Source organism: Halobacillus sp. Marseille-P3879 (assembly GCF_900240285.1).
GTDB lineage: Bacteria > Bacillota > Bacilli > Bacillales > Halobacillaceae > Halobacillus_A.
This window is the reverse complement of record NZ_OESS01000002.1, coordinates 114,136-137,295: the sequence shown is the minus strand read 5'-3', so window position 1 is coordinate 137,295 and position 23,160 is coordinate 114,136. Positions and strand designations below refer to the sequence as shown.

General features: G+C 41.2%; 26 protein-coding genes. 9 read left to right on the top strand and 17 right to left on the bottom strand.

Features of this window, described 5'->3' with window-relative positions; translation table 11 throughout:
• Positions 1–123: 123 nt before the first annotated feature.
• Both lepB and C1A12_RS08430 read right to left on the bottom strand, forming a co-directional pair.
• The gene (gene lepB, locus C1A12_RS08435) at positions 124–660 is read right to left on the bottom strand and encodes a signal peptidase I (protein WP_101843439.1); all 537 of its coding nucleotides are present in this window, start codon (positions 658–660) and stop codon (positions 124–126) included.
• 54 nt (positions 661–714) lie between these two features.
• Entirely contained in the window at positions 715–1,362 is a 648-nt protein-coding gene (locus C1A12_RS08430; RefSeq protein WP_200816574.1) for a TVP38/TMEM64 family protein, read from the bottom strand.
• Positions 1,363–1,550: 188 nt separating this feature from the next.
• Here C1A12_RS08430 and C1A12_RS08425 point away from each other — a divergent pair, with 188 nt between their 5' ends.
• The gene (locus C1A12_RS08425; RefSeq protein ID WP_101843438.1) at positions 1,551–1,955 is read left to right on the top strand and encodes a hypothetical protein; all 405 of its coding nucleotides are present in this window, start codon (positions 1,551–1,553) and stop codon (positions 1,953–1,955) included.
• Here C1A12_RS08425 and C1A12_RS08420 read toward each other — a convergent pair.
• Entirely contained in the window at positions 1,888–2,403 is a 516-nt protein-coding gene (locus C1A12_RS08420; RefSeq protein ID WP_101843437.1) for a competence protein ComK, read from the bottom strand. The two genes, C1A12_RS08425 and C1A12_RS08420, sit on opposite strands and share 68 nt — an antisense overlap.
• Positions 2,404–2,578: 175 nt before the next feature.
• On the opposite strand from C1A12_RS08420, the gene C1A12_RS08415 reads away from it, so the two are divergent.
• The gene (locus C1A12_RS08415; protein ID WP_101843436.1) at positions 2,579–3,034 is read left to right on the top strand and encodes a DUF3939 domain-containing protein; all 456 of its coding nucleotides are present in this window, start codon (positions 2,579–2,581) and stop codon (positions 3,032–3,034) included.
• A 306-nt stretch (positions 3,035–3,340) separates the two neighbouring features.
• Here the strand turns inward: C1A12_RS08415 and C1A12_RS08410 are convergent, their stop codons facing one another.
• The 3 genes from C1A12_RS08410 to C1A12_RS08400 all read right to left on the bottom strand — a co-directional run bounded on the left by C1A12_RS08410 (position 3,341) and on the right by C1A12_RS08400 (position 6,865).
• Positions 3,341–4,873: a fatty acid--CoA ligase family protein gene (locus C1A12_RS08410; protein ID WP_101843435.1), complete on the bottom strand. Its 1,533-nt coding sequence runs from the start codon at positions 4,871–4,873 to the stop codon at positions 3,341–3,343.
• A gap of 188 nt (positions 4,874–5,061) precedes the next feature.
• Positions 5,062–6,060 (bottom strand): lipoate--protein ligase, encoded by a 999-nt coding sequence (locus tag C1A12_RS08405; RefSeq protein ID WP_101843434.1) that lies wholly within the window; start codon positions 6,058–6,060, stop codon positions 5,062–5,064.
• Between the two features lie 64 nt (positions 6,061–6,124).
• Positions 6,125–6,865, bottom strand: coding sequence for an MBL fold metallo-hydrolase (locus C1A12_RS08400; RefSeq protein ID WP_101843433.1), 741 nt, complete (start codon positions 6,863–6,865; stop codon positions 6,125–6,127).
• Positions 6,866–6,983: 118 nt separating this feature from the next.
• Between C1A12_RS08400 and yhfH the strand changes: the two genes are divergently transcribed.
• A complete protein-coding gene (yhfH, locus tag C1A12_RS08395) occupies positions 6,984–7,112 on the top strand; it encodes a protein YhfH (RefSeq protein WP_101843432.1) in 129 nt (42 codons plus the stop codon).
• Between the two features lie 93 nt (positions 7,113–7,205).
• Here the strand turns inward: yhfH and C1A12_RS08390 are convergent, their stop codons facing one another.
• The 5 genes from C1A12_RS08390 to C1A12_RS08370 form a co-directional block, all read right to left on the bottom strand.
• Positions 7,206–8,228, bottom strand: a complete 1,023-nt coding sequence (locus C1A12_RS08390; RefSeq protein WP_101843431.1) for a LacI family DNA-binding transcriptional regulator — start codon at positions 8,226–8,228, stop codon at positions 7,206–7,208.
• 174 nt (positions 8,229–8,402) lie between these two features.
• Positions 8,403–9,800 carry a protoporphyrinogen oxidase gene (gene hemY / locus C1A12_RS08385; RefSeq protein WP_101843430.1) on the bottom strand — a complete coding sequence of 466 codons (1,398 nt, stop codon included), beginning with the start codon at positions 9,798–9,800 and terminating at the stop codon, positions 8,403–8,405.
• 2 nt (positions 9,801–9,802) lie between these two features.
• Entirely contained in the window at positions 9,803–10,738 is a 936-nt protein-coding gene (gene hemH, locus C1A12_RS08380; RefSeq protein WP_101843429.1) for a ferrochelatase, read from the bottom strand.
• A 13-nt stretch (positions 10,739–10,751) separates the two neighbouring features.
• Positions 10,752–11,789 (bottom strand): uroporphyrinogen decarboxylase, encoded by a 1,038-nt coding sequence (gene hemE, locus C1A12_RS08375; RefSeq protein ID WP_101843428.1) that lies wholly within the window; start codon positions 11,787–11,789, stop codon positions 10,752–10,754.
• Positions 11,790–11,907: 118 nt separating this feature from the next.
• A complete protein-coding gene (locus tag C1A12_RS08370) occupies positions 11,908–14,073 on the bottom strand; it encodes a transglycosylase domain-containing protein (protein ID WP_235001572.1) in 2,166 nt (721 codons plus the stop codon).
• Between the two features lie 96 nt (positions 14,074–14,169).
• On the opposite strand from C1A12_RS08370, the gene C1A12_RS08365 reads away from it, so the two are divergent.
• The gene (locus C1A12_RS08365) at positions 14,170–14,667 is read left to right on the top strand and encodes an antibiotic biosynthesis monooxygenase (RefSeq protein ID WP_101843427.1); all 498 of its coding nucleotides are present in this window, start codon (positions 14,170–14,172) and stop codon (positions 14,665–14,667) included.
• A 38-nt stretch (positions 14,668–14,705) separates the two neighbouring features.
• Here C1A12_RS08365 and C1A12_RS08360 read toward each other — a convergent pair whose 3' ends face one another.
• Positions 14,706–15,179 carry a thioredoxin family protein gene (locus tag C1A12_RS08360; protein WP_101843426.1) on the bottom strand — a complete coding sequence of 158 codons (474 nt, stop codon included), beginning with the start codon at positions 15,177–15,179 and terminating at the stop codon, positions 14,706–14,708.
• Positions 15,180–15,605, bottom strand: a complete 426-nt coding sequence (locus C1A12_RS08355; protein ID WP_200816573.1) for a disulfide oxidoreductase — start codon at positions 15,603–15,605, stop codon at positions 15,180–15,182.
• A gap of 161 nt (positions 15,606–15,766) precedes the next feature.
• Here C1A12_RS08355 and C1A12_RS08350 point away from each other — a divergent pair, with 161 nt between their 5' ends.
• Both C1A12_RS08350 and C1A12_RS08345 read left to right on the top strand, forming a co-directional pair.
• Complete coding sequence (locus C1A12_RS08350) at positions 15,767–16,204, top strand: ferritin-like domain-containing protein (RefSeq protein WP_101843424.1); 438 nt, start codon at positions 15,767–15,769, stop codon at positions 16,202–16,204.
• Positions 16,205–16,331: 127 nt separating this feature from the next.
• Complete coding sequence (locus C1A12_RS08345) at positions 16,332–17,504, top strand: M20 family metallopeptidase (protein WP_101843423.1); 1,173 nt, start codon at positions 16,332–16,334, stop codon at positions 17,502–17,504.
• Here the strand turns inward: C1A12_RS08345 and C1A12_RS08340 are convergent.
• Genes C1A12_RS08340 through C1A12_RS08330 form a run of 3 tightly spaced genes read right to left on the bottom strand, consistent with a single transcriptional unit; the run spans position 17,501 to position 20,208 of the window.
• Positions 17,501–18,208 carry an EcsC family protein gene (locus C1A12_RS08340; RefSeq protein ID WP_101843422.1) on the bottom strand — a complete coding sequence of 236 codons (708 nt, stop codon included), beginning with the start codon at positions 18,206–18,208 and terminating at the stop codon, positions 17,501–17,503. The genes C1A12_RS08345 and C1A12_RS08340 overlap by 4 nt on opposite strands.
• Positions 18,209–18,257: 49 nt before the next feature.
• Positions 18,258–19,472 carry an ABC transporter permease gene (locus tag C1A12_RS08335; RefSeq protein ID WP_101843421.1) on the bottom strand — a complete coding sequence of 405 codons (1,215 nt, stop codon included), beginning with the start codon at positions 19,470–19,472 and terminating at the stop codon, positions 18,258–18,260.
• Positions 19,465–20,208: an ABC transporter ATP-binding protein gene (locus tag C1A12_RS08330; protein WP_101843420.1), complete on the bottom strand. Its 744-nt coding sequence runs from the start codon at positions 20,206–20,208 to the stop codon at positions 19,465–19,467. The genes C1A12_RS08335 and C1A12_RS08330 overlap by 8 nt, the downstream gene beginning before the upstream one ends.
• Before the next feature lie 154 nt (positions 20,209–20,362).
• Between C1A12_RS08330 and C1A12_RS08325 the strand changes: the two genes are divergently transcribed.
• From C1A12_RS08325 to C1A12_RS08315, 3 genes are all read left to right on the top strand, one after another.
• Entirely contained in the window at positions 20,363–20,794 is a 432-nt protein-coding gene (locus C1A12_RS08325) for an HIT family protein (RefSeq protein WP_101843419.1), read from the top strand.
• A 117-nt stretch (positions 20,795–20,911) separates the two neighbouring features.
• Positions 20,912–21,436 carry a tryptophan transporter gene (locus tag C1A12_RS08320; RefSeq protein WP_101843418.1) on the top strand — a complete coding sequence of 175 codons (525 nt, stop codon included), beginning with the start codon at positions 20,912–20,914 and terminating at the stop codon, positions 21,434–21,436.
• A gap of 137 nt (positions 21,437–21,573) precedes the next feature.
• Positions 21,574–21,978: a YtxH domain-containing protein gene (locus tag C1A12_RS08315; RefSeq protein ID WP_101843417.1), complete on the top strand. Its 405-nt coding sequence runs from the start codon at positions 21,574–21,576 to the stop codon at positions 21,976–21,978.
• Positions 21,979–22,205: 227 nt separating this feature from the next.
• Here C1A12_RS08315 and C1A12_RS08310 read toward each other — a convergent pair whose 3' ends face one another.
• Positions 22,206–23,120 (bottom strand): glycine betaine ABC transporter substrate-binding protein, encoded by a 915-nt coding sequence (locus tag C1A12_RS08310; RefSeq protein WP_101843416.1) that lies wholly within the window; start codon positions 23,118–23,120, stop codon positions 22,206–22,208.
• Positions 23,121–23,160 lie beyond the last annotated feature (40 nt).

The following is a 23,160-nucleotide window of genomic DNA, read 5'->3' as shown; positions in this document are numbered from 1 at the left end:
TCACCTCTCCTCACTTCTTCTTATCTATTATCCTATCATTTTCCTAAAATACATTGAAGCGACTTTACTTATACACACAGAAGCAGACTACGCAACAAAGCCGCCCGGGCGAGGCGGCTTTGTTTATAACTGCACAGCCATTTGAGAAAATGGCCAGTACCGAATATCTACTTTCCCTACAATCTGCTCTTTTGAGACAAATCCAAACGAACGGCTGTCTAAACTATCACGCCTGTTGTCCCCCATGACGAACATTTTGCCTTCAGGAACCACTTTTTCCCCCGTTACTTCTTCTAATGTAAAATCCTCAGTAAAGACTTCTCCATCGTTTGGCCTTAAGGGTTCTAAATAAGGTTCGGCTGCGGCTTCTCCATTAATGTACAGCGTATCATTCTCAAAAGAAATTTCATCTCCGGGTAAACCGATGACGCGTTTTACGTAATCCTCTTCTTGATTAGCATGGAATACAATAACATCACTTCGATCCATGTCCTGCCAATCATAAGCGATCTTATTGACCATTAGTAAGTTTCCATCGTGCAACGTTGGTTCCATTGATTCTCCATCAACTATATAACTTGCAAACAAATAAGTTTTAAATACAAATGCTACAATCAATGCTGCAAAGACGAGCATAGCAAATTTCCCATATTTTTTCATGTTGATTTCCTCCAGGTAGGTTACTAATTACACCTTACCCGTTCATCGACCTTTTTAACCGCTGCGATAAACCCGTCCTTTTGAGGAACGTTGGATTCTTTTTTCAATCAATTTACCAACAATCCAGAAAGAAAAAATGCAGACACCGACAAAAATTGATTTAACAGGGTTTTGAGCAAACGAAGCGATACTGCTGCCAACATAGGCAATTGTAAAGATCATTACAGATTTGCCCAGAACCGCTGCCAAAATAAACTGCTGGCGGCTTACGTTAGATAGACCGGATACTACATTAATAATAGAAGATGGCGAAAAAGGAAAGCACATAAGTAAAAACAACGGACCGAAACCATGCTCCTCCACCCAATTCATTACGCGTTTCACCTGTTTATGACGGCTGACAAAATTAAAAAAGCGCTGCTGGCCAAGCTTTCTAGATAGCAAAAATACGAGTACCGCTCCTGTAACAGCCCCAATATAAGAATAAAGAAATCCTTTAAACAATCCATACACTACTGAATTCGCAAGCACAAAAGCCACCAGCGGCAAAATCGGTAAAAACGCCTCTATAAGCGGCAGTAAAATACCAGGTAACGGTCCAAATCGTTCGAGCTGCTCTAGTTGATCAATTGCGTATTCAAATAAACGATCATTTTCAGCCATATATTTAATCTCGTCTAAATCAATCATTCCCAGCTTCATAACGGCTCCCCTTATCGCAGACAAGCAAATCTTTCTGTAGTTCTATTTTAATAAAAACCACATGACTTTCCCACTGTTATCCAGTTTTCCCACGTGAATAATTTTTTAATCGACAAAAATTGGTTGCATATGCGTAAGAATAACGTGGTATAATATAGAACAAACGTTCGTTTTCGGAGGAGAAGTGTATGCGTCAGTTAAAAAAGAATGAATTAGAAACAGCTTTGCGATATCTCTTCTTATCGATGGCAATCGTAGTCATCCGTCAAGACAGGAAGCACTTTCAGCTTGGGGAATTTAAAATTAAAGAACCTTATATGGAGCTGCTTGGAAAAATGGAGCTTACAGCAAGAGAGGAAAGAAAAGCATTAAGAGCCCAAATGGATGCCCAAAAAATCCAGGTTATAGAAGCAGGGCGTAACGAGTCGTTTACTTCGTTCTTATTCCTGGCTCATGGATATGAGGAAAAACGGAATTACTTTAATCCAGCCATACGAAAAAAAGTAGAAACCATTATACTTGAACTTATGCATAGTTCTCTGCGACAACGTCATTCGGTGGAATTGAATTCTTCAAACGATCTTCCAGGGTGAAACGAAATTGTGCTGTGCGCTGGACTTGGTTTGAAATCATACCGACTGAAACCGGCACATTAATAGATCCGCCGTTAGTGAATGTAATCGTCGTTGAATGATCCATTTCTCCTTCATAAGAGCGAATATACTTATGAGCAATCCAGGTACATTCTTTACGTTTAGGGGAAATAATAGGAAAGAAATACATGCCCATGGTTTGGGAGATAACAATTGGGGGTTTGTGTGTGAAGCCTGCCACCTGCTTAGTACCAGAAATGCGTCCTTCTAAACTACTGGCAAAATAACGACATGAATTATCAACGATTTTACCGGGGTAATCAGATAGATAAAAACGCTGATCGTATTCCACAATTTCTGTAATAATTTGCCCTTGACTATCGTAACCTGCTACAAGTGCCATTGTTCTCGGATTTACTTCATATTCTTTTTTATAAATCAAGTCCAATCCTTTCAACACCCTTCCATTTGAAATAGACAGCTTACTAAAGCTGTTTTATACCTTACCTCTATTAATTTACCAAATTCCGATAAAAAAGTCTAAAAATTCTTAAAAAATATTAACCGTCTGATATAATTATTAAAAATATGCACTTTCCGTAAGCGGATAAGGAGGAATATTAATGTGGAAAAAAAAGAAAACACCGCAGAAAAAAGCTCCGCTGAAATTAATGGACTTATCCATCCATGATGTCCGTAAAGCTATACACACGTATGCTGAAAAAAAACCAAACGAAGTACCGCTAAGCGTTATTATTAACAAGGACTTAACCATTGATTATGACCTGCTTTCCCCTTATATCGCGGGGATTCCGAAGAAGAGGTATTATATGTCGAAAGAAACGTATGAATTATTTGAAGAAGAGGATTATGATCTCGCTAAAGAAATGGATATGGTTCAGCAGGCCGTTGACTTATACATTAATCAGATGGGTGAAGCTCCTACCATTGATTTAGATCCGTATAAACGAATCAGCTATCATAAGCTGGATCGACTTCACTTACTCCCTCAACGGCCGGAAAGGGACTTTTATTTAACAAATGAAGAATTCATGATTACCTACCAAAAGCCTAAATAAAAAAAGTGCCAATGCTCTGGGAGGAGCATTGGCCAAAGAGACGACTGGTTAACTTTTGAGTGAGGGAATTAATGTGAGAAAAAGCTCTCGCCTTTTCTATCACACCACTCATCAGTAACGTACATTACTGACCCACTTATGAAACCGAATCATAAATGGTGTGTAACAAATAAGCATGATCGCTTATCTGATTCTTATTGTAATATATCTACTTTCCAACTTCACCGAAAAGATTTTGCGGTGTTCCGCAAAACATTGCGTTGTTGTCAGCTTATGGCAATAAGTACTTCCCCATATAAGCAAAAATCAGCGCTGTGCCAGCTTTTCCCGTAAACTCTTCCTTAAAATTTTTCCTGTTGTATTTTTCGGCAGCTCTTCCATAAAATGAATTCGACTTGGCTGTTTATACTTCGTTAAAGAACCCTTGCAATATTCTTTCAGCTCTTGCTCCTGAAGAGCGGGGTTAGAGGAAACGACAAAGCTTATTACACTCTCTCCGCTTTGAGGGTCAGGCGCTCCAATCACAGCCACTTCCGTAATATCCGGGTGATTATAAAGTACTTCCTCTACTTCCCGAGGGTAGACATTATAACCGCCCACTAGAATCATGTCTTTTTTGCGGTCTACAATATAAAAATAGCCTTCATCATCCCGTCGTGCCATATCCCCTGTATACAACCAGCCATCGCGAATAGTAACAGCGGTTTCTTCAGGAAGTTTATAATACCCTTTCATAACATTGGGGCCCCGCACAATTAACTCCCCAACTTCACCATTTGGCACCTCCTCCCCAAGCTCATCAACTACTTTGTTTTCTACGTTCTTAATATTTGTCCCAATAGAACCCGGCTTACGAGGCCGGTCTAACGGATTAAAGGTGGTTACCGGTGAAGCTTCGGAGAGTCCATAACCTTCTGAAACACGGACGTTAAAATGCTTCTCAAAGTCATTTAATAATGCAACAGGCAGGGAAGAGCCCCCTGAAATACAAATCCTCATATTTTCAAATGTGTGAACCTTATCTTCCCCTGTCTGCAGAAGATAATTGTACATGGTCGGCACACCTGCAAAAACCGTTGCCTTATGCTGTTCCGCGGCTTGAAACACTTCTGGAGGGGAGAACTTAGGCACAATCAATACCGTTCCTCCATTTACAATCGGGGCATTTAAAGCAACAGTTAAACAGAACACATGAAACATTGGAAGAGTCGCGATGACACGGTCATCTGCTGAAATCTCAAGGTAATCCGCTACATCAGCAGCATTCGAGTAAAGATTCTTATGAGTCAGCATAGCCCCTTTTGGTTTGCCAGTTGTTCCTGAAGTATATAAGATAACAGCTACATCGTCTTGTTCAAGCTGGGGAGGTTCATAGTTTAAATCGCCTTCCTCGATTGCTTTTGTAAACGATTTCATTTTTCTGTTTAATTTTGATTCTTCCGCAGTTCCCCCTGTATGTCCGACAAAATAATCCTGAATGGATAAATCTGAATCCATGTGCTCAAACTTCTCCATTAAAAGATCCATCGTAATTATACCTTTGACGTCCCCATTTTTTAAGATATAACCCATCTCTTCAATCGTATACGTTGGATTAATCGGAATAACTGTGACTCCAGCACGAAGCGAACCATACAGACCAATCATAAACAGAGGACTATTCCCACTTACTAATGCAATATGATCCCCTTTTCCATAGCCTAAATTAGTCAGCTTCGAAGCAAATTTAGTAACAGATGCGTTAAATTCCCGGTAACTTACACTTTCTTCTTGAAATATGTAAGCTTCTTTTAACGGGTCACTTTCGGCAGTGCGTGTCAACTGCTCACTTAAGTTCATTCCATTTCCCCTTCCCCTTATTATGAATGAATAGTCATTCATTTTTTATTTAAAAAATATACAGTTTGATTATAAAATACTGTCAATTATTGTGCAACAGTAAGGAAAGACATCAATATTAACAGCATATGGCCAAAATTTCTTGAGAAATAGAAAACCAACAGACTTTTAATCTGCTGGTAGTCTAATTAATAAATCATATCGAGAAAGTCTTCTTTAGTAATTTTTCCTAAGTAATGAGAGATTTCCACGTTTTCAATCGCTTCAGCAATGGATGCTCTCTCATACTTTACGCCTATCAGCCGTTCTTCAACTTCAGATATGTCTCCGACACCAAAGAAATCGCCGTAGATTTTCACATTTCGTATATAGCCTTTGGAAACATCAAGCCGAATATCATAGCTTCCGGCTCCTTCGATCCGCTTCGTCTGTTGAATGTTAAACTTCGGAGATTTACCGTAATTCCACTCCCAATTCCGATAGCGATCATCAGCAATTTGGTAGATCTTTGTCCAATCTTCTTCTGTTAATTTGTACTGAGGAACATCTTTTACGTCTTCTACATTAAAGATATAACGCAGGATCAGCTGTTTGAACTCTTCCATCGTAATCGATTCTTCAAGATATTCCGATATATTCGCCACACGACTGCGTATCGATTTTATTCCTTTTGATTTTATTTTCTCTGTTTTCACATTAAGTGCTGACACCACATTCTCAATTTCTGAATCCAGCATCAATGTGCCGTGACTAAACATTCTTCCGCGAGTGGAAAATTGAGCATTGCCTGAAATTTTACGTCCATCAACCACAATATCATTGCGGCCGGAAAGTTCAGCAGCTACACCCAGCTTATTTAATGCCTGTGTCACTGGCTCCGTGAATTTTGCAAAATCATGAAAGCTGTCACCATCATCTTTCGTAATAAAGCTGAAGTTCAGGTTGCCGAGGTCATGATAAACAGCTCCGCCGCCTGATAATCGGCGTACTACATGAATACCATTTTCATCTACATAGTTAGTATTAATTTCTTCGACAGTGTTCTGGTTTTTACCAATAATAATAGATGGTTTATTAATATAAAAAAGCAGATAGGTTTCATTTATATCTAAATTTTTCAAAGCATATTCTTCAATTGCTAAATTTATACGCGGATCATTGACTCCTTCGTGGTCTATAAATAACATCGTCTCATCCTTTCACAGTAGCACTCTAACTTATATTGTATAAAATTCGATGTTATTTCACAATTTATTCAGCGTTTGATTTCCATGTTAACTCCTCTTCAGCCAGCTCAATGTGACCATGAAAGACATCTGCAGCTTCCTGTAGCAAAAGATTCCTCTCACCAAAATGAGGCAAATGGCTGAGCCACAGAGTATTCACTCCAGCGTCTGCTGCGATAGTTCCTGCTTCTTCACTTGTCATGTGGCCAGGGCCGCTGCCATCCATTCCTTTATAAAAGTTCGTATCGGTAATCAGCAGATCGGCTCCGCCGGCAAAAGCAGAAAGTTCTTCAAAATAACTCGTGTCAGCTGTATAAACGACTTCCCCTGTACTACTACAGATTTTCAATGCGTAACAAGGAACAGGGTGCCTGGTCTGTAAAAATTCAATCGTAAACGGGCCAAGCTGTAAAGCCTCATCAGGGTCATAAGCTACTCCTTCTGTAAATTGATGTGTCAGAGATTGAAAGCCTCCTTCATCTTGTACATGACCAAAGATTGGAAGGACATCACTTGAATCAGTAATCGAATTTTGTACAAGCCAAGCGTATTGCAAAACTCCTACATCCGCTGTGTGATCTTTATGATAATGGGATAAGATCACGGCATCCAAATCTTTTACACCTATTTTTTTCTGCAGCTTTGAGAGGGCTCCGCTTCCACAATCCACTAATAAGTTATAACCTTCCTCTTCAAATAGATAACATGATGTAGCACCGTTAACAGCTGGGTATCCACCCCAATATCCAATCGCAGTTACTTGCATTTTTTCACTCCTTACCATACTTTTTACCCATTTTTAAATTGTTTTATAACAGATGGTTGAATTCTGAATATTGTTATAATACAATGGTTTTACAATAAATTAATGGAGGCGATGTCATATGATGAACGTCATTGAATTTTTCCGAAACCTACCGAAAAAGCAATGTACAAAATGCGGCCATGCAATTCAGGAGCAAGCTGACTGCTATGGTAATGTTTGCGATGAATGCAGTCACCCTGCCCGTTAATCATAGTATTCCACATCTCTACCGTTTTTGAACTTTTAATTTTCCAGAGCAGCATCGGCGCTGCTCTTTTTTTTATGAAAAAATCCGCCTCTTTTATGTAGAAGCGGATTCCTTTATATTTAATCGTTCAGTGGACTTTCGTTTAAGCAGTTCATAATTATAAACGTATTGCTTCTCAAGTCGGTATTCTTCACTTTTTATTTTGCCTACTAGAATTTCAATGGTCTTCTTCGCCATCTCATCTACAGGTTGTTGAATGGTTGTGATCGCCGGCGCCATAAGCAATGAAATCATCTGATTATCAAAACCTATAACCGCCAAGTCTTCCGGAATTTTCCATCCAGATTCAGAGGCTGCATAAATGATGCCGGCCGCCACCTCATCTGACCCCGTGAATATACCATCGACTCTTTGGGCTTGCTGTTGCAAAAAGGAAAACACTTGTTGTCCATCTTTTACATCGAGAGCACCGTTAATTTCAAGCTCTTTTGGAAAAACCAATTTATAGTCGTTTAACGCCTGCAGAAAGCCTTGTTTACGCTGATCAGTAATATGGGTTTCTTGAGAACCCGTTGAGTAAGCAATTCTGTTACATCCCTGTTCTATTAGATGAACTGTTGCATCATAAGCAGCCTGCCGGTGATCAATGTGAACCATAGATACCTGCTCCGTTTCCATGTATTCGTTACAAAGAACAACCGGCCCTGACTCCAGATACGGTTCAATAGCCTTCCATTGGTTCGCCAATGAAGTCATCACCACGCCATCGACTTGCTTCGTTTTAAGCAGCTGCAAATAATCCAATTCTTTTTGCTTCTTATCATGTGTCTGACAAACGATCACCTGGTATCCGTATTCAGAAGCTTTGAGCTCCATGGCTTCTATTAAATGACCGAAGAACGGATTTGTTACCCGAGGAAGCAGTACAGCAATTGTTTCTGTACGTTGACTGCGCAATCGGCGTGCCGAAGAATTAGGTACATAACCTAACTGCTCCATTGCCTCAATAATCTTTTCTTTTTTCTCTTCCGTGACGTAGGGTTGATCGTTAATCACCCGAGATACCGTAGTCCGTGACAAACCTGCCAGCCGGGCCACATCCTCAATAGTAGCCATTTTAACTCCCCCTGTTTCAGCCACATTTTGAAATCGTTTTCATATCAAATCATACTAATAGAATTTAAAAGATGCAAGAGAAAATTGAATTGTTTGGTACCAGGTACACCAAATAGAGGAAGCTGTACCCGGTACACAGATAAAAAAGAAAAAAACTGCTGCAGGGGGCAGCAGTTAGGGGTTCAGGTGTTTAAGGACCTTCTCGACGGCAGCTTCACCCTGGTCGATACAGTCCGGCAGTCCAATTCCTCCATAGGAAGCGCCAGCCAAATAAACACCTGGCAGTTCATCTCTCATTTTTTCGGTTACCTGTTTTATACGATCTTGATGCCCCACGGAATATTGCGGCATCGAATTACGCCATCTTGTGACGATAGAAAAATCAGGCTGTGCGTCAATTTTCATAATCTGATTCAGGTCTTGCAATGCAATCTCAGTAATTTCCTCGTCCGACAAATCGACGACTTCTTGATCATTAGGTTTACCTACGTAGCAGCGGAGCATTACCTTGCCTTCTGGTGTGGTATGAGGCCATTTTTTGTGGGTCCACGTACACGCTGTAATACGGAAACGACTGTTACGAGAGACTACGAATCCCGTACCGTCGATATCTTTTTTGATTGCCGCGGCATCAAAGGCCATCGCTACGTTTGCTACAGATGTTGCTTTCATTTCTTTTAGATTATCCATGAACCCGTATTGAGAAAGCATGCGCTGAGCTGCAAAATAAGGCACAGCCGCAATCACGGCATCTGCTTTTTCTACAGTTCCATCACTCAATAAGACATGATAGCCTTCATCTTTTTTCTCAATATGATCTATCCCTTTGTTCCTGTGTACTGAGGATGGGTCGAGCTGTACCTCCACCGCTTCAACGAGCGAACTTAGTCCATCTTCAAAGGTGCGGAACATGCTTGGCTTCTGTTTGCTTTTCGAAGGTTTAGGCATGGTATTTCTTAAACCTTTAATTAAACTGCCATGCTCCTGCTCTAATTGATAAAAATTAGGAAATGTAGCCAGCAGGCTTAGATCATCAATATCACCGGCATAAATCCCAGATAACAAGGGCTCAATTAGATTTTCAACGACTTGATTTCCAAGACGTCTTCTAAAAAACAATCCTAATGATTGATCACCTTCTATTTCCTGTTTTGGTTTTACAAGATCAAGAGCGGCTCTTAATTTACCTGCTGGAGTGAAAAGACCAGAAAAAAGAAAGGGACGGATTCTAGTCGGGATTCCCATGAACGATCCGCTCGGCATTTTGTGAAGTTTGTTTTTTACGAGGATGTATGCCTGGCCTGTTCCATTAGGAACCAGCTTGTCCTCCAGTCCAACCTCCTGCGCTAAACGGGTGGCGCTTTTTTTCCTTTCTAAAAAGGAATCCGGCCCCCGCTCAATAGTGAAGCCATTCCGCTTAACAGTATCGATCTTCCCGCCTAAGTGATCACTCGCTTCATAAAGTTCAACCTCAATTGGGAGCTGCTTTTCACGTATTTCTTTTTGTAAATAATAGGCAGCAGTTAATCCAGAGATACCGCCGCCTGCTATTACCACTTTTTTTCGTTCCATATTTATACCTGCTCTTCAATCTTAGCAAGTACGACACCAGCTAATGTGCGAATAAATTTAGGATGGGTATTCGGCATGGCCGGGCGATAATAATCAGCTCCGATTTCGTGACAAACCACTTTACACTCATAATCATTATCATATAGGACCTCAAGATGATCCGATACAAATCCAACCGGTGCATAAACAAAGGAATGATAGCCTTTTTCATTAAAAAGATCTTTTGTTAGATCCTGAACGTCAGGACCAAGCCACGGATCCGGCGTATTACCTTCACTCTGCCACCCAACTTCATATTGTGTGATGCCAGTTTCCTCTGAGATTAGCTGTGCTGTCCGCTTTAATTGTTCCGGATACGGATCGCCGCCTTCTAAAATCTTCTCAGGAAGACTATGTGCTGAAACAATCAAGCACGTATTTTCCCTTTCATGTGAAGGGATTTTCTCGTACTCTGCCAGAATATGCTCACTCCAATAGTCGATAAAACCAGGAGCGTCGTACCAGCTTTCGACGGAACGAATAGAAATACCATGCTTTTCAGCTTCTTCCTGAGCCCGTCCGTTATATGACTTCACGCTGTATGTCGAGTAATGGGGCGCCAGGACAATAGAGACAGCCTCCTGGATGCCGTCTTCAGCCATTTGCTGCACGGCCTCTTCCACAAATGGCTCAATGTGTTTAAGTCCTAAATACATCTTAAATTCAATTTCGTCTTGTTCTTCATTTAATGTATCCTGCAAAGCAGTCGCTTGATCTTCTGTAATACGAGCAAGAGGGGAAATACCGCCAATCGCATCGTAGCGGTCCCGCAGATCTTGCAGCATTGCCTCTGAAGGTTTTCTGCCGTGGCGGATATGGGTGTAATACGGCTCTAAATCTTCTTCTTTATAAGGCGTTCCGTATGCCATCACGAGCAAACCAACTTGTCTTTTATTCATTACCGTTCACCTCTTAAATCTTTTTTGAATAATCGTGAATAAGCCGGGTTAGACGCTGTAAGGTTTCAGGCTTAATGTCCGGCGTAACCCCATGACCTAAGTTAAAAATATGGCTTGGATGATGCTTTCCTTCATCAATAATCGCTTTCGCACGCTCTTCGATAACACTCCAATCGGAAAGTAAGATTGAAGGATCAAGGTTTCCTTGAAGCGGCTTTGTAATTCCCATATCCCTGGCTTCTTTAATGGAGAGGCGCCAATCTAGACCTACGACATCCACTGGGAGGTCATTCCATTCCAGTGCCAAATGTCTTGCCCCTACTCCAAACATTATTAAAGGAACCTCTGTTGAGCGAAGTTCTGAGAAAATAATCTCCATAATCGGCTTAATGAATGTACGGTAATCCTCAACATTTAAAGCGCCAACCCATGAATCAAAAATTTGAATAGCACTAGCCCCGGCTTCAACCTGGGCCCGAGCATATCTAATGGTGGTGTCAGCAAGCTTATCCATGAGTGCAAACCACGTTTCTGGATCACTATACATCAGTGCTTTTGTTTTATTATAATTTTTCGAAGGGCCGCCCTCAATCATATAGCTTGCCAAAGTGAATGGTGCACCGGAAAAACCGATAAGCGGTACATTCAGCTGTTCTTCCGTCAGCAGACGAATGGTATCCATGACATAAGAAACATCCGTTTCAGGATCAATGGTTCCAAGCTTCATAATATCGGCTTTACTCCGGATAGGATTATCAATTACTGGTCCGATTCCTTTTTTAATTTCCACATCTACGCCTATGGCAGGCAGCGGTGTCATAATGTCTTTGTATAGTATGGCCGCATCCACATCGTACTGTTCTACAGGCAGCCTCGTTACATAAGCACCTAGTTCGGGCTGGTGCGTGATTTCAAAAAGTGAGTATTTTTCTTTTAATTTACGGTATTCAGGCTGTGAACGGCCGGCCTGTCTCATGTACCAAACTGGTGTATGACTTGTCGGCTCACCCCGAAATGCTTTTAAGATCGTATCATTAAATGGTTTCGTCATCCCTCATAACTCCTTTTACACGTTCAACGTTTATCCGCTTTCCACTATACTCATATTTTTACTCGGTGTATAGAAAAACGATTGATTTGTCACTGTTTTGTGCATTTTTTCACAGGTGTTAATTTATCGTCACAGAATTTGATGGCTCTCCTTCCCGCCCGGTCAACGGGTCATAAGGCACCACAACATAAGTTCTTGAGCTTAGCAAGCTAAATCCGCTCACACTATACCGGCCTTCCCCCGTTACATCCCCGATTAATCTTTTACCGTTTTCTCTATCTTCATATATTCGATAGATTACACGGTCGTCGTCGGCTGGCGTCCATTCAATCGTCCCGGAGACCAGTCTGAAACCGCCAAAGCCGACAGAGCCTTTAGCATCGTTAATTTCAGGGAGAGAAATCGGGTCAGGCAAGCGCTCGAGCCCCTCCGGCTTCTTAAATGATGAGGCCATTTCTTTTTCCTCATCTACCTCGGACAATATAGATTTCATTAGAGCAGTAGGATATTCACTTCCACCAGTGAGGTAATAATCTTCCCCCGAATGATCATATCCCATCCATAAAGCTCCTGCATATTTGGGCGTGTACCCTGCAAACCAAACGTCTTTGTTTTTTCCTTCCACAGATGGATGCTGCTGAGTCCCCGTTTTACCAGCCAGAGCTTTAGCAAAACTCCCTGCTTGAGCTGTACCTGCCTCCACTGTTTTTTCAAGCATTTGAGTCATATTCCAGGCAGTCTCTTCGTTAAATACTTGTTTCTCTGAAATCTCTTGGCGGTGGATGACCTCTCCGTTGCGGTCGATAATTTGTTGAATCGCATGTCCATCTATTACCTTTCCCTGGTTCGCAAAGCTTCGATAAGCTTGAGTGAGCTGCAGAGGCGTATAACCTTCTGATAGTCCTCCTAAAGCAATAGATAACCCTTCGTCTTTTGTCGGAAGACCAAGCTGCTCTAAATATTTTTTAGCATATCCAATCCCCATTTGATCTAAGAGCCAAACTGCAGGGGCATTTTTCGATTCAATAATCGCCTGATACATAGAGGTGTACCCATCGTATTGCCCGTCATAATTTCGAGGGGTATAGTCTCCATAGCTGGTCTGTTCATCTTCTAATAAGGAGTATGGAATATACTTTTTGTCCATCAAAGCTGGTCCGTATACAGATAAAGGCTTGATCACGGAACCAGGCTGCTTACGAGTCAACGCTCGATTCACATCTCCGTGCTTAAAATCACGCCCCCCTACGACAGCAGCTAATCCACCTGTTTTTTGATCCATTAATGTAAAAGCTCCTTCAACCTGCTCCTGAGAGCCTGGCGCAAATTCCCCATTCTTCATTTTTTCTGAAGCAATCCGTTGTATAGCAGGATCCATTTCCACAATAAGTCGATAGCCTCCGCGTTTTAATTCCTCTCGTGAAATATGATAATTCTCTTCAGCTTCACGAATGGCTGCATCCACATAACTATTCGTCCATGTTTCATTGTTCTCTTCACGCTTTTCCGCTCCTAAAGTAGATCCCTGCAGGCTCACCATTTCTTCAGCAGCAATCATATCAAGTGCTTCCATTCGAGCAAGAACCGTATTTCGTCTGTCTAATGCTTCCTCTGGATTCTCAAAAGGTGAATAAGAGTTTGGTGCTTTAGGCAATCCAGCCAGCAGGGCCCCTTGAGCGACAGTCAGGTCTGAGACTGATGTATTAAAGTATTCCTTTGAAGCTTCTTCTACACCATAGGCGCCATTCCCAAAATAGATGGTATTTAAGTAAAGCTCCAATATTTCATCCTTTGTAAATTTGCGCTCTAAATGAATAGCAGCCATCACTTCTTTAGTTTTACGCATCCATGATTTCTCATTTGTCAGAAATAAATTCTTCGCAAGCTGCTGGGTAATCGTGCTGCCGCCCTCTACCTTCTCCATTGCAATAATGTCCCGATAAACGGCTCTTAATATAGACTTGAAATCTACTCCGGAATGCTCATAAAATCGGCTGTCTTCTACAGCAATGAAAGCTTCCTGCACATCCTCCGGAATGTCGTTGATGTCGACCAGGGTCCTATTTTTTGTGTAGATTCTTTCTATGATTTCTCCTTCTTTTGTTTCCACAGTCGTGGCTGTATCCAGTGCTAAAGCTTCTCCCGAAACAATAAACCGGCCTCCAAACAGAATGATCAAAAAGCCTATAATGGAAAACAACAAAAAGGCGGTTATGATTACAGCCGGCCATTTTACCCGCTTTATCCATTTATAGGACGACTTTTTTCTTTCCCTTCTTTTCAAACGTCCTGCATCCTTTCTTAATTCCTTATGTTAGAGCTTGCAGAAGTTTTGTCTAACTTGCTACACTTAACGTGATGTAGGAAAGGAGACAAACTTATGACCGTATCTATGACAAATGGTACATTAAACTATTTAGCAAAGCTACAGCAAGAGTATCCCGAGCTTCTTCTAATGCAGGATCAGGATAAAACAGTAGCTTACTATGAAGGTGAGAAAGCTTCCTTTTTTGCTGAGGGACGTGACTTTGAAGTTGTGGAATCATCTGGTGAAGTTCAGTCGACTGGGTTTGTCGTGATGAACAACATCCCTGTTTCTGACGAAGGCCGTCCTGTATTCGAAGACAGGTTTAAAAAACGTGCAGGCAGTGTTGAAAATATGGAGGGGTTTCAGGCGATTCGTATTCTAAGACCTGTCAAAGGCAATACCTATGTCGTATTCACTCAGTGGCGAAATGAACAAAGCTTTGAAAACTGGAAAAACTCTCAAGCTTTTGAAAAAGCTCATGAGAATTCCGGACCCCAGAGCAAAGAGAAGCCGTCGTTTATTGATGGAAAACCTTATATAACTAAATACCAAATGATCCAGCTAGAATAAAACACAGCAAAAGTGAGCGGTCAGAGCCGCTCACTTTTTTATTCTACAACATTATCTTCAAAGAAACTTTCAAACTCTTCCATTGACTGTGCACCGACCATACGATCCTGTTCTTCTCCGTCTTCATAGTGCACGAGAGTAGGAGTGGACTCAATACTGTATTTGTTCCATTGAGTGTCAAATTCAAGCAGATTCATTTTTTTCATGTCGACATTCATGTCTTCAGCAAGCGGTACAAGATCAGGAGTAGTTTCACGGCAGTGCGGGCATTCCGGGCTATAGAAATATACTGTTACCGGGTCGCCGGACTGAACTTCCTCCTCCAGTTCATCAGGAAGAATTTGATTTCCATAGTCCGGATCGTCAAGTTGATCAATCGTTGCCTGCTCGAGATTGTCTTTACCGTATGGATTATCTGCTGATTTCTGAGAGTTCTGGTAGTTTACGACAAAGGCCAGTACAACAATAAGAATGACCAGTACCGTAGCAAATATAATCATATTCTTTTTCATTTAAGCGTTACTCCTTTGTTCACGAATCGTCATCACATGACAAATAAAAATAATAGCAAAAGCGGTTCCCGCAAGAAATGGAATAGTTACAAATCCACCCCAGTTAATGTACGCAGCATTACAGGGTACCGTTCCGCAGGCATCACCGGCCGACTGAAAAGCCGGTACTTTTTGAATTAAGTAGTGATAAATGGATATACATCCGCCAATCCCGCTTAATATCAACCCTGATAAAGCGGTTTGTGTATTTTTTCTAATTAATGAGACTCCGTAAATAACGACCAGGGGATACATAAAGATCCTCTGAAACCAGCATAACTCGCATGGCGTGTATCGCAGGATTTCAGAAAAAAACAGGCTTCCCAGCGTTGCAGCTAATGATACAGCCCAAGCAATGAATAATAGCGTTTCACTTTTTTGTTTCATTTTACTAATTTCCTTTCTGCCTCTCTCCCACCTGTTATTATACTAGCTATCGTTTTGAAATCAAAATAAGAAGTACAAACTTATGGATATTGATGTTTAAACCAAAAATAAGAGGGAATATTTGAAATGTGCCAAGTTTTATCAGAAAGGATGATCATGAAATGGACGAAAAAATGCAACAATTAATCGACGGACTCAACGAAGACTTAGCAAATGAATATGCGGCTTCTATTATGTATACTTACAATGCAGCCGTTGTATCAGGATTATACCGCTCAGTGCTTAAACCTTTCTTCGAGAGCGAAGTAGCCGATGAACAAGGTCACGCTTTATACCTTGCTGAGAAAATCAGTATTTTAGGAGGCACACCTACTACAACTCCAGCTGAAGTAAAACAACACACAGAAGTCAGAGCTATGCTCCGCGAGGCACGTGAAGCAGAGCGTGCAACAATTGATCGCTATGAAGAACGTAAACAGCAAGCGGATGAACTTAACTTAACTGAACTTTCTGTTAAACTAGATGATCTTATTTCAGATGAGACAGGCCACATGGAAGAAATCGACCGTTTACTGCAGGATTCTCGTCTGCATGAATAACAATTTAATTGTGAAAAGCCTGCCGACCAAGACGGCAGGCTTTTCTTATGAGCTTTTAATATAAAAAATAGTCTGATATATTAAGTAATATTAAATACAACCTAAAGTGATAAGGAGAGGTCAAACTATGTGGCAGAATATATTTGAAGCCGTAGATAAACAATATGAATCAATGGTCCGCACCCGGCGTTACTTACACCAGCACCCCGAAGTGTCCTTTGAAGAAGAGGAAACTGCGGCATTTATTCAACAAACCTATGATCGATTAGGGATTCCATACGAAAGAAACGTGGGAGGAAATGGAGTTCTGGCCACCCTTAAAGGCGGCAAGCCTGGAAAAAAAGTCGCTTTACGTGCCGACTTCGATGCTTTGCCGATTCAGGAAGAAAATGATGTAGAATATAAGTCTAAAGTGGACGGGGTCATGCACGCCTGCGGTCATGACGGCCATACCGCAGCATTATTAGGATTAGCAGAAGCCCTGCTGCCCTTTCAGGATGAACTTCCCGGCACAATCATATTTCTTCACCAGCACGCCGAAGAGTACGCGCCAGGCGGTGCTAAGTCGATCATTGAAACAGGTGCACTGGATGACGTAGATGCTGTATTCGGTACGCACTTATGGGTCAGCACACCTACCGGGATCATCCAGACGGCAAAAGGACCTTTTATGGCGGGCGCTGACCGATTCCATATTACAGTTAAAGGGAAAGGCGGACATGGGGCTATACCTCATCAAACTAAGGACGCCATTGTAATTGCCTCTCAGCTCGTTACATCTCTGCAGCAAATTGTTTCTCGTCGAGTTAACCCTTTAGATACAGCGGTGCTTTCAGTCGGCACATTTGAATCCGGAGATGCATTTAACGTTATAGCAGATTCCGCTGCATTATCGGGTACGGTTCGCACGTTTAAGCCTGAAGTTCAAGAGCTTATTATTGAAGAAATGGAAAAAGTAATTAAAGGTGCCTGTGTAAGCTATGGTGCGGATTACGACTTTGAATATCTAAAAGGCTACACCCCGGTAATTAATCATGAAAAAGAAGCTGCTTTAATATTACAGGATGCTGTGAAGGCGGACAATTCTCTGTCCACTGAAGAAGTAGAACCTGTTATGGCAGGAGAAGATTTTGCTTATTATTTAGAGCACAAGCCCGGTGCCTTCTATTTTACCGGGGCTCAAATCCCTGACCATTACTACCCTCATCACCATCCAAAATTCGACTTTGATGAAAAGGCTCTGCCCCACGCAGCTAAAACTTTACTTCAAGCGTATCGCTCTTATCAAGAGCAAGCTTAGCCGAGCAGACGGAGACGATGAACATTCATCGTCGTCTCCCCCAGCTGCTCCAATAACCGTCCATTTGCCACAAAACCCACGATTGCTCCCAGCCCCGGGATAAGCTGCATAAGTTTAACCAGGTCAATTGTATCTCTATATTCGATTTGCAGCGTCTTCCAGTCGATATGTTTTCGTTCAAGGCTCTCATTCTCCCAATTTAAGACTAAGTTCTTTACTTTTACCCTATGCTGATCACTAGAGAAAGCAAGCATAAAAATATGCAGCAAAAAGACTCTTTCTTCGTATCGATGTACGTTGAGTCCATAATACTGGCCTGCGTCAAATAAAAACTTCATCTTAATACTCAATAATAAGGGGAAATCAGCGACGCCAAGCCAGAAACCACCCGCTCCGGTTCCTGCTCCTTCCCAGGAAGCAGTTGATTTATATTGTTTGAGACGCTCCTCCACCAGTAATTCCCGATGCTGAAACGACCAGTCCTGCTCCGTCTCAATAGGTCGTATATACTTAGATGTCGTAAGAGACAATTCGATCATTTTTTTTATACTTTCGGTAACCAGGTTATGGACACGGTCCGGGATTTTTTTGTTAATAGATGATTGAAAGCCTTTCGACGTTCGTTGTATAACACCTGATCGTTTCTCAAGGGAGCGGCTCCAACGCAGTGCCTCTTTATACTTCGTTTGTTCATAATGGTTCATTATAAGCTCCCTCCAAAAATGCGGCCCTATACGGGAAGGACCGCAATACTTAAACGAGACGTGGTTTCACATAGCTTTGAATAAAAGTATACGTAAATAAAGTTCCTCCGGCAGCGACAATTATAACTCCAAGTAAATTCCATTGAATTAAAAACAGAATAGCAAACAAGATGGTTTGAAAAAGCATAAGCTGCTTTAAAAATGTAAGCATTGCTTCCTGCCTCCACTCATGTTTGACAGGGTATAAATCAAGCCACACGATGACTCGATGATGATTCCAAAGGGAAATCATCTGAAAAGCGCTTAAGTAAAGAAATAAAAGGGCAAATGCAATTTTCACCCAGAGATTAGGTACAAACCATACCGCCAGTGCTCCAATTCCGATTAAGCGCAAATACATTCCTAAATAGTCACTGCTGCGGATAAACGTAATTCGATAGAGGTAAGTAAACGTTTCATTCTGCTTATAGGTAATTGATGCTGTAAGCAAGCGAACAAGCGCATGTCTTTTCTTTACAGTATTTTTTAAGTGCGGAACATCGGTAAACATATTTGCAATACGGTAAAACGTGCGCATTCTTGCTTGATCCTTTGTAACGAGCACATCAAAGACAAGTCCGGCTTTCCTGCTTGATATATGACGGATATATAAGACTAAGCATAAAAGGATTAGAAAAAGAATCCCGGCGTACAGCAGCTCATTTTGAGCAAATAATAAGAATAGAAAGATACTTATAATCGTTCTTACAAGCTGGTCAGCAGAACGGACATTTACATTTCTTTCCTTTAACATCCACCAATTGGCCATCATATTTACCGCTTTTACTAACAGCATTCCTAAGAGCATTAAAAGGTAATGCCCCATCCCAAGCTGTGGGTAAGACTCAAAATACAGAGGTCCCAGTGCAGCTGCCACGAGAAAAATCAAATATAGCTGGACGATAAAGCTGTAGCCTAAACATCTATTAAAATATTCTTTCAACTGATGCTCTGCCGGCAAAAGAAATACTAAGTCCGGCTCTTTTAAAAGTGTTCTGACAGGACTGTAGCTTACTGTGAGCCCAAAAGCAATGCCGATCACCCAAGCAGTCGGAAACTCTTCTGGAAGTTCCAGCAGCCATCTCTGATAGTAATAGGCAAGGGCAGAAATGAAGAAAAACATCGCGATCGCTATATGACCGTTAAAAATATATTTTAAATAGCGGCTGGTTTCTTTGATATGTGCCTGAAAGCGGTCACTCCATAGTTTTCTGGCATCAATCATCGTCTTCTTCCTTCGTCAGCTGAATATAGATATCATCTAGAGATGCTCGCGGACTGCCAAACGACTGCCGCAGCTCTTCCAGCGTTCCTAAAGCTCGAATATTACCATCGTGTATAATTACAAAACGGTCACAATACTTCTCAGCTGTCGCTAAAATATGTGTCGACATTAAGATCCCAGCCCCCTTCTCTTTCATTTCATCCATCAGCTCCAGATACGACTGGATTCCCAGAGGGTCTAAGCCTACAAATGGCTCGTCTACAATATAAAGTTCAGGTTCAATTAAGAAAGCACACATAATCATCACCTTCTGCCTCATTCCTTTTGAGAAATGAACAGGGAACCAATTGAGCTTTTTAGAAAGACGGAATTCTTTTAATAAAGGGTCTAGTCTCTTCTTAAATGTTTCTTCTGGTATATTGTAAGCCATAGCCGTTAAGTGCAGGTGTTCGTATAGTGTAAGTTCATCATACAGAATGGGCATTTCCGGTATATAAGCAAGCTGCTGACGATATCCTTCAGGGTTCTCATCAAATGTAGTGCCATTAATAGCTACTTTTCCCTTTTTCGCCTGCATCATTCCAATTACGTGTTTAATGGTCGTGCTTTTACCCGCACCGTTAAGTCCGATCAGCCCGACAATTTCATTGGGATAGACATCAAACGATATGCCATGCAGCACATCTTTATGAGTATAGCCTCCGTGTAAATCCTCTATATGTAAAAGTGAGTTCAATTTAATCCCTCTTTCTCATGCGTACTTCATCTTAATAAATTTTATCATAATCTGGCAGGTGTTACACTTATCTGCCAGAGAAGGTTCTTAATCGAGAAAACTACCTCTTTTATGATACAATTATACAAAACATCATGTTAGGAGTGGCGTTAAAATGTCTCATGAGAGCAACTGTATTTTTTGTAAAATCATTAACGGTGAGATTCCTTCCGCTAAAGTTTACGAAGATGAAGATGTATACGCGTTTCTTGACATCAGTCAAGTAACCAAAGGGCATACCCTTATCATTCCGAAAACCCACACCAGGGATATTTACTCAACGGATGAACAAATCGCCGAAAAATTATTCGCCCGTGTTCCTAAGGTTGCTAATGCATTAAAGTCTGCTTTTGAGCCTGTTGGACTAAATCTTCTTAACAACAACGAGGAGCCTGCAGGTCAATCTGTCTTTCACTTACATATCCATCTCATTCCCCGTTATGGAAAAAAGGATGGATTTGAGCCTGACTGGGTCGTTCATACAGATGAGTATTCAAATGAGGATTTACAAGCATTGGCTGAAGAAATTAGCGCTAAAATCAGCTAGTTTGTGAGCTTGTATTATACTCATGTTTTGCTATAATAATGTAAGTATCTGCAATTGACCAGAGGGTACAATTGAGATAGAAATAGATGAGTTTAGTAGAGAAGAGGAGATGTACAAATGAATACACGTATTCTAGTTATGCTTTCATTGTTAGTAGGAATGGGTGCTGTACTGCATGCTGTCCTTCCCCCGTTTTTCTTTGGAATGCGTCCGGATATGATGCTGACGATGATGTTTTTAGGCATTATTCTTTTTCCTAAGCTGCAATATGTATTGTTGCTTTCAGCAGCCACAGGATTGATTTCTGCATTAACAACAACTGTTCCAGGAGGCCAGATTGCCAACTTAATCGATAAGCCTGTCACAGCTGTAACCTTTTTTGCACTGTATCTAAGTTTAAAAAAGGTGTTGAAGAATGGGGCAGCGCCAATTCTGACAGCTGTTGGGACGCTTATAAGCGGTGGTGTTTTTCTCGGCAGTGTGTTATTTATTCTAGGTATGATGGAAGCTAGCTTCGGAGCGATGTTTTTAACTGTTGTTGTTCCAACAGCAGTGATTAATACAATGGCTATGGTTGTCATATATCCAGTAGCCCAAACAATAATGAAACGAAAAAGTGCCGCTCACTCCTTGAGCGTGTAGTGTCACAGGTGGTCTTAACCATCATCTTAGGCCGCTGCCTTCTTTTTGGAGCGGCCTGTTTTTCAACTAATAGGTTTTAAACGTACATATTAAGAGAAAATAGTAAATAGTCATAGTTTCTGAAAGGAGATTTTCTCATGGCAAATCCGAAATCTTTAATTTTAGGTATCATCGTCGGTGGTGCTGCTGGTGCTGCTTACACATTACTTAACACCCCTTCCTCTGGCCGGGACTTCCGGGAAAATGCTAAATTAAAAAGTAAAAGTTTAAAAACAACGATTTTAAGTCTTAAAGAAGAAGGACTGCAATTAAAAGATCAAATTGCTCAAACCTCCAAAGAAGGGGCTGAGCTCATTAAAGAACTTTCAGAAGATGTAAAGAGCTCCGTTGAAAGCTGGAAGAGAACCGTCGAACCCCATCAGAAAAACATTCAAAAATATTTAGAACAAATCGAGGAAAGCTTAAAGGAATTAGAAGACAAAGCAAAAGCTGAGCAAAACACTGAGCCTGATGATGATTTGAATCCACAGCCAAACAATTAATAGTTACAGTAAGAGAGAATTTCCAGATATGGATATCTGGAAATTCTCTTTTTAAATTGATTTTTTATACTTCGCAGGCCGTATTATTACTACTTTTTGAGAAAAAGGGATCTATTTGGCAAGTTCCTTCCTCACAACTAGCTCAAAAACCAATAATTAAGACGGTCAACTTTCTCGACAGTGTAAAAAAATCCGTTTCTCGGTAAGAGAAACGGATTTTTAGGGTTTTAATTGTCAGCTTCTAAATCTTCAATAGAGTCTACATCCATGTAATCGGGAACAACCAGCCCAACTTTAGCTCCTTCAAGATTTACTCCCAGGTCTTCTAGGTTATCCTGGTGTTGTTCAAATTGATCTCCATGCGTAGCCGGCAGCCATGCAGCAACCATTCCATCAGCCTCGCCGGAGGCTACAGCCTCCCACATTGGCCCATTGTCTAATTGAGTAACAGATACCTCAAATCCCTGGTTCTGCATTACTTCTGCTACCACATGGGTAGAAGCAATTTCAGAGTCCCAATTCACGTAAACAAGCTCAGCTTCCGTCCCGTCTACTTCTTCCGTACCATCTGTCCACTCACTTACCTTATCATCATTTTCTTCAACCCAGTTCTGAGCCGCTTCTTCTGGATCTGTTCCTTCATTAATATCTAACATAACAGCTTCCATATCTTCGGCTTCCCAGTTAAACTGATCTAAGATTTGGTAAGCTTCGGGTTTATCTTCTTCTAGTCCTTCTCTAACCATTGTTCTAATTTCTTCAGCTTCTCCAAAACTGCCTTCAGGATCCTCTAAATATTTCAAATCATATTCAGCAAATTTCCAGTGCGGAGTCCAACCCGTAACGATGATCGGTTCTTCATTTTCAATTGCATCACCAAGCTCCGTAGCCATTGCCCCGGAAGAAGAAGTAGAAACATCCCATCCTTCAAGGTTGTCATAATCTTCCTCAACCGCTTGTTCAGCTCCAGCTACTACACCAGCCCCTGCTTCAATTCCTGTTATCGTATAGTCTACTTCTTCACTTACACTAGTTGAACCTTCAGCTTCTCCACCTTCATCTGATGAACCGCAGCCAGCCGCCGCAAGAGATAATGCCAACCCTGCAGCAATACTCAATCGTTTCCAATTCTCTTTCTTCATATAAACCTCTCCCCTTCTAACTTAATATATTTATAGTAAA

Bases quoted from the DNA above. Each gene is read 5' to 3' on its own strand.
- C1A12_RS08425 (WP_101843438.1), top strand. From the start codon at position 1,551: ATGCGTCAGTTAAAAAAGAATGAATTAGAAACAGCTTTGCGATATCTC.
- hemH (WP_101843429.1), bottom strand. From the start codon at position 10,738: ATGAATAAAAGACAAGTTGGTTTGCTCGTGATGGCATACGGAACGCCT.
- C1A12_RS08340 (WP_101843422.1), bottom strand. From the start codon at position 18,208: ATGAACCATTATGAACAAACGAAGTATAAAGAGGCACTGCGTTGGAGC.
- C1A12_RS08360 (WP_101843426.1), bottom strand. From the start codon at position 15,179: ATGAAAAAGAATATGATTATATTTGCTACGGTACTGGTCATTCTTATT.
- C1A12_RS08320 (WP_101843418.1), top strand. From the start codon at position 20,912: ATGAATACACGTATTCTAGTTATGCTTTCATTGTTAGTAGGAATGGGT.
- C1A12_RS08350 (WP_101843424.1), top strand. From the start codon at position 15,767: ATGGACGAAAAAATGCAACAATTAATCGACGGACTCAACGAAGACTTA.
- C1A12_RS08405 (WP_101843434.1), bottom strand. From the start codon at position 6,060: ATGTTATTTATAGACCACGAAGGAGTCAATGATCCGCGTATAAATTTA.
- hemE (WP_101843428.1), bottom strand. From the start codon at position 11,789: ATGACGAAACCATTTAATGATACGATCTTAAAAGCATTTCGGGGTGAG.
- C1A12_RS08345 (WP_101843423.1), top strand. From the start codon at position 16,332: ATGTGGCAGAATATATTTGAAGCCGTAGATAAACAATATGAATCAATG.
- yhfH (WP_101843432.1), top strand. From the start codon at position 6,984: ATGATGAACGTCATTGAATTTTTCCGAAACCTACCGAAAAAGCAATGT.
- lepB (WP_101843439.1), bottom strand. From the start codon at position 660: ATGAAAAAATATGGGAAATTTGCTATGCTCGTCTTTGCAGCATTGATT.
- C1A12_RS08390 (WP_101843431.1), bottom strand. From the start codon at position 8,228: ATGGCTACTATTGAGGATGTGGCCCGGCTGGCAGGTTTGTCACGGACT.
- hemY (WP_101843430.1), bottom strand. From the start codon at position 9,800: ATGGAACGAAAAAAAGTGGTAATAGCAGGCGGCGGTATCTCTGGATTA.
- C1A12_RS08415 (WP_101843436.1), top strand. From the start codon at position 2,579: ATGTGGAAAAAAAAGAAAACACCGCAGAAAAAAGCTCCGCTGAAATTA.
- C1A12_RS08315 (WP_101843417.1), top strand. From the start codon at position 21,574: ATGGCAAATCCGAAATCTTTAATTTTAGGTATCATCGTCGGTGGTGCT.
- C1A12_RS08410 (WP_101843435.1), bottom strand. From the start codon at position 4,873: ATGAACTTAAGTGAGCAGTTGACACGCACTGCCGAAAGTGACCCGTTA.
- C1A12_RS08430 (WP_200816574.1), bottom strand. From the start codon at position 1,362: ATGAAGCTGGGAATGATTGATTTAGACGAGATTAAATATATGGCTGAA.
- C1A12_RS08325 (WP_101843419.1), top strand. From the start codon at position 20,363: ATGTCTCATGAGAGCAACTGTATTTTTTGTAAAATCATTAACGGTGAG.
- C1A12_RS08335 (WP_101843421.1), bottom strand. From the start codon at position 19,472: ATGATTGATGCCAGAAAACTATGGAGTGACCGCTTTCAGGCACATATC.
- C1A12_RS08355 (WP_200816573.1), bottom strand. From the start codon at position 15,605: ATGAAACAAAAAAGTGAAACGCTATTATTCATTGCTTGGGCTGTATCA.
- C1A12_RS08310 (WP_101843416.1), bottom strand. From the start codon at position 23,120: ATGAAGAAAGAGAATTGGAAACGATTGAGTATTGCTGCAGGGTTGGCA.
- C1A12_RS08400 (WP_101843433.1), bottom strand. From the start codon at position 6,865: ATGCAAGTAACTGCGATTGGATATTGGGGTGGATACCCAGCTGTTAAC.
- C1A12_RS08365 (WP_101843427.1), top strand. From the start codon at position 14,170: ATGACCGTATCTATGACAAATGGTACATTAAACTATTTAGCAAAGCTA.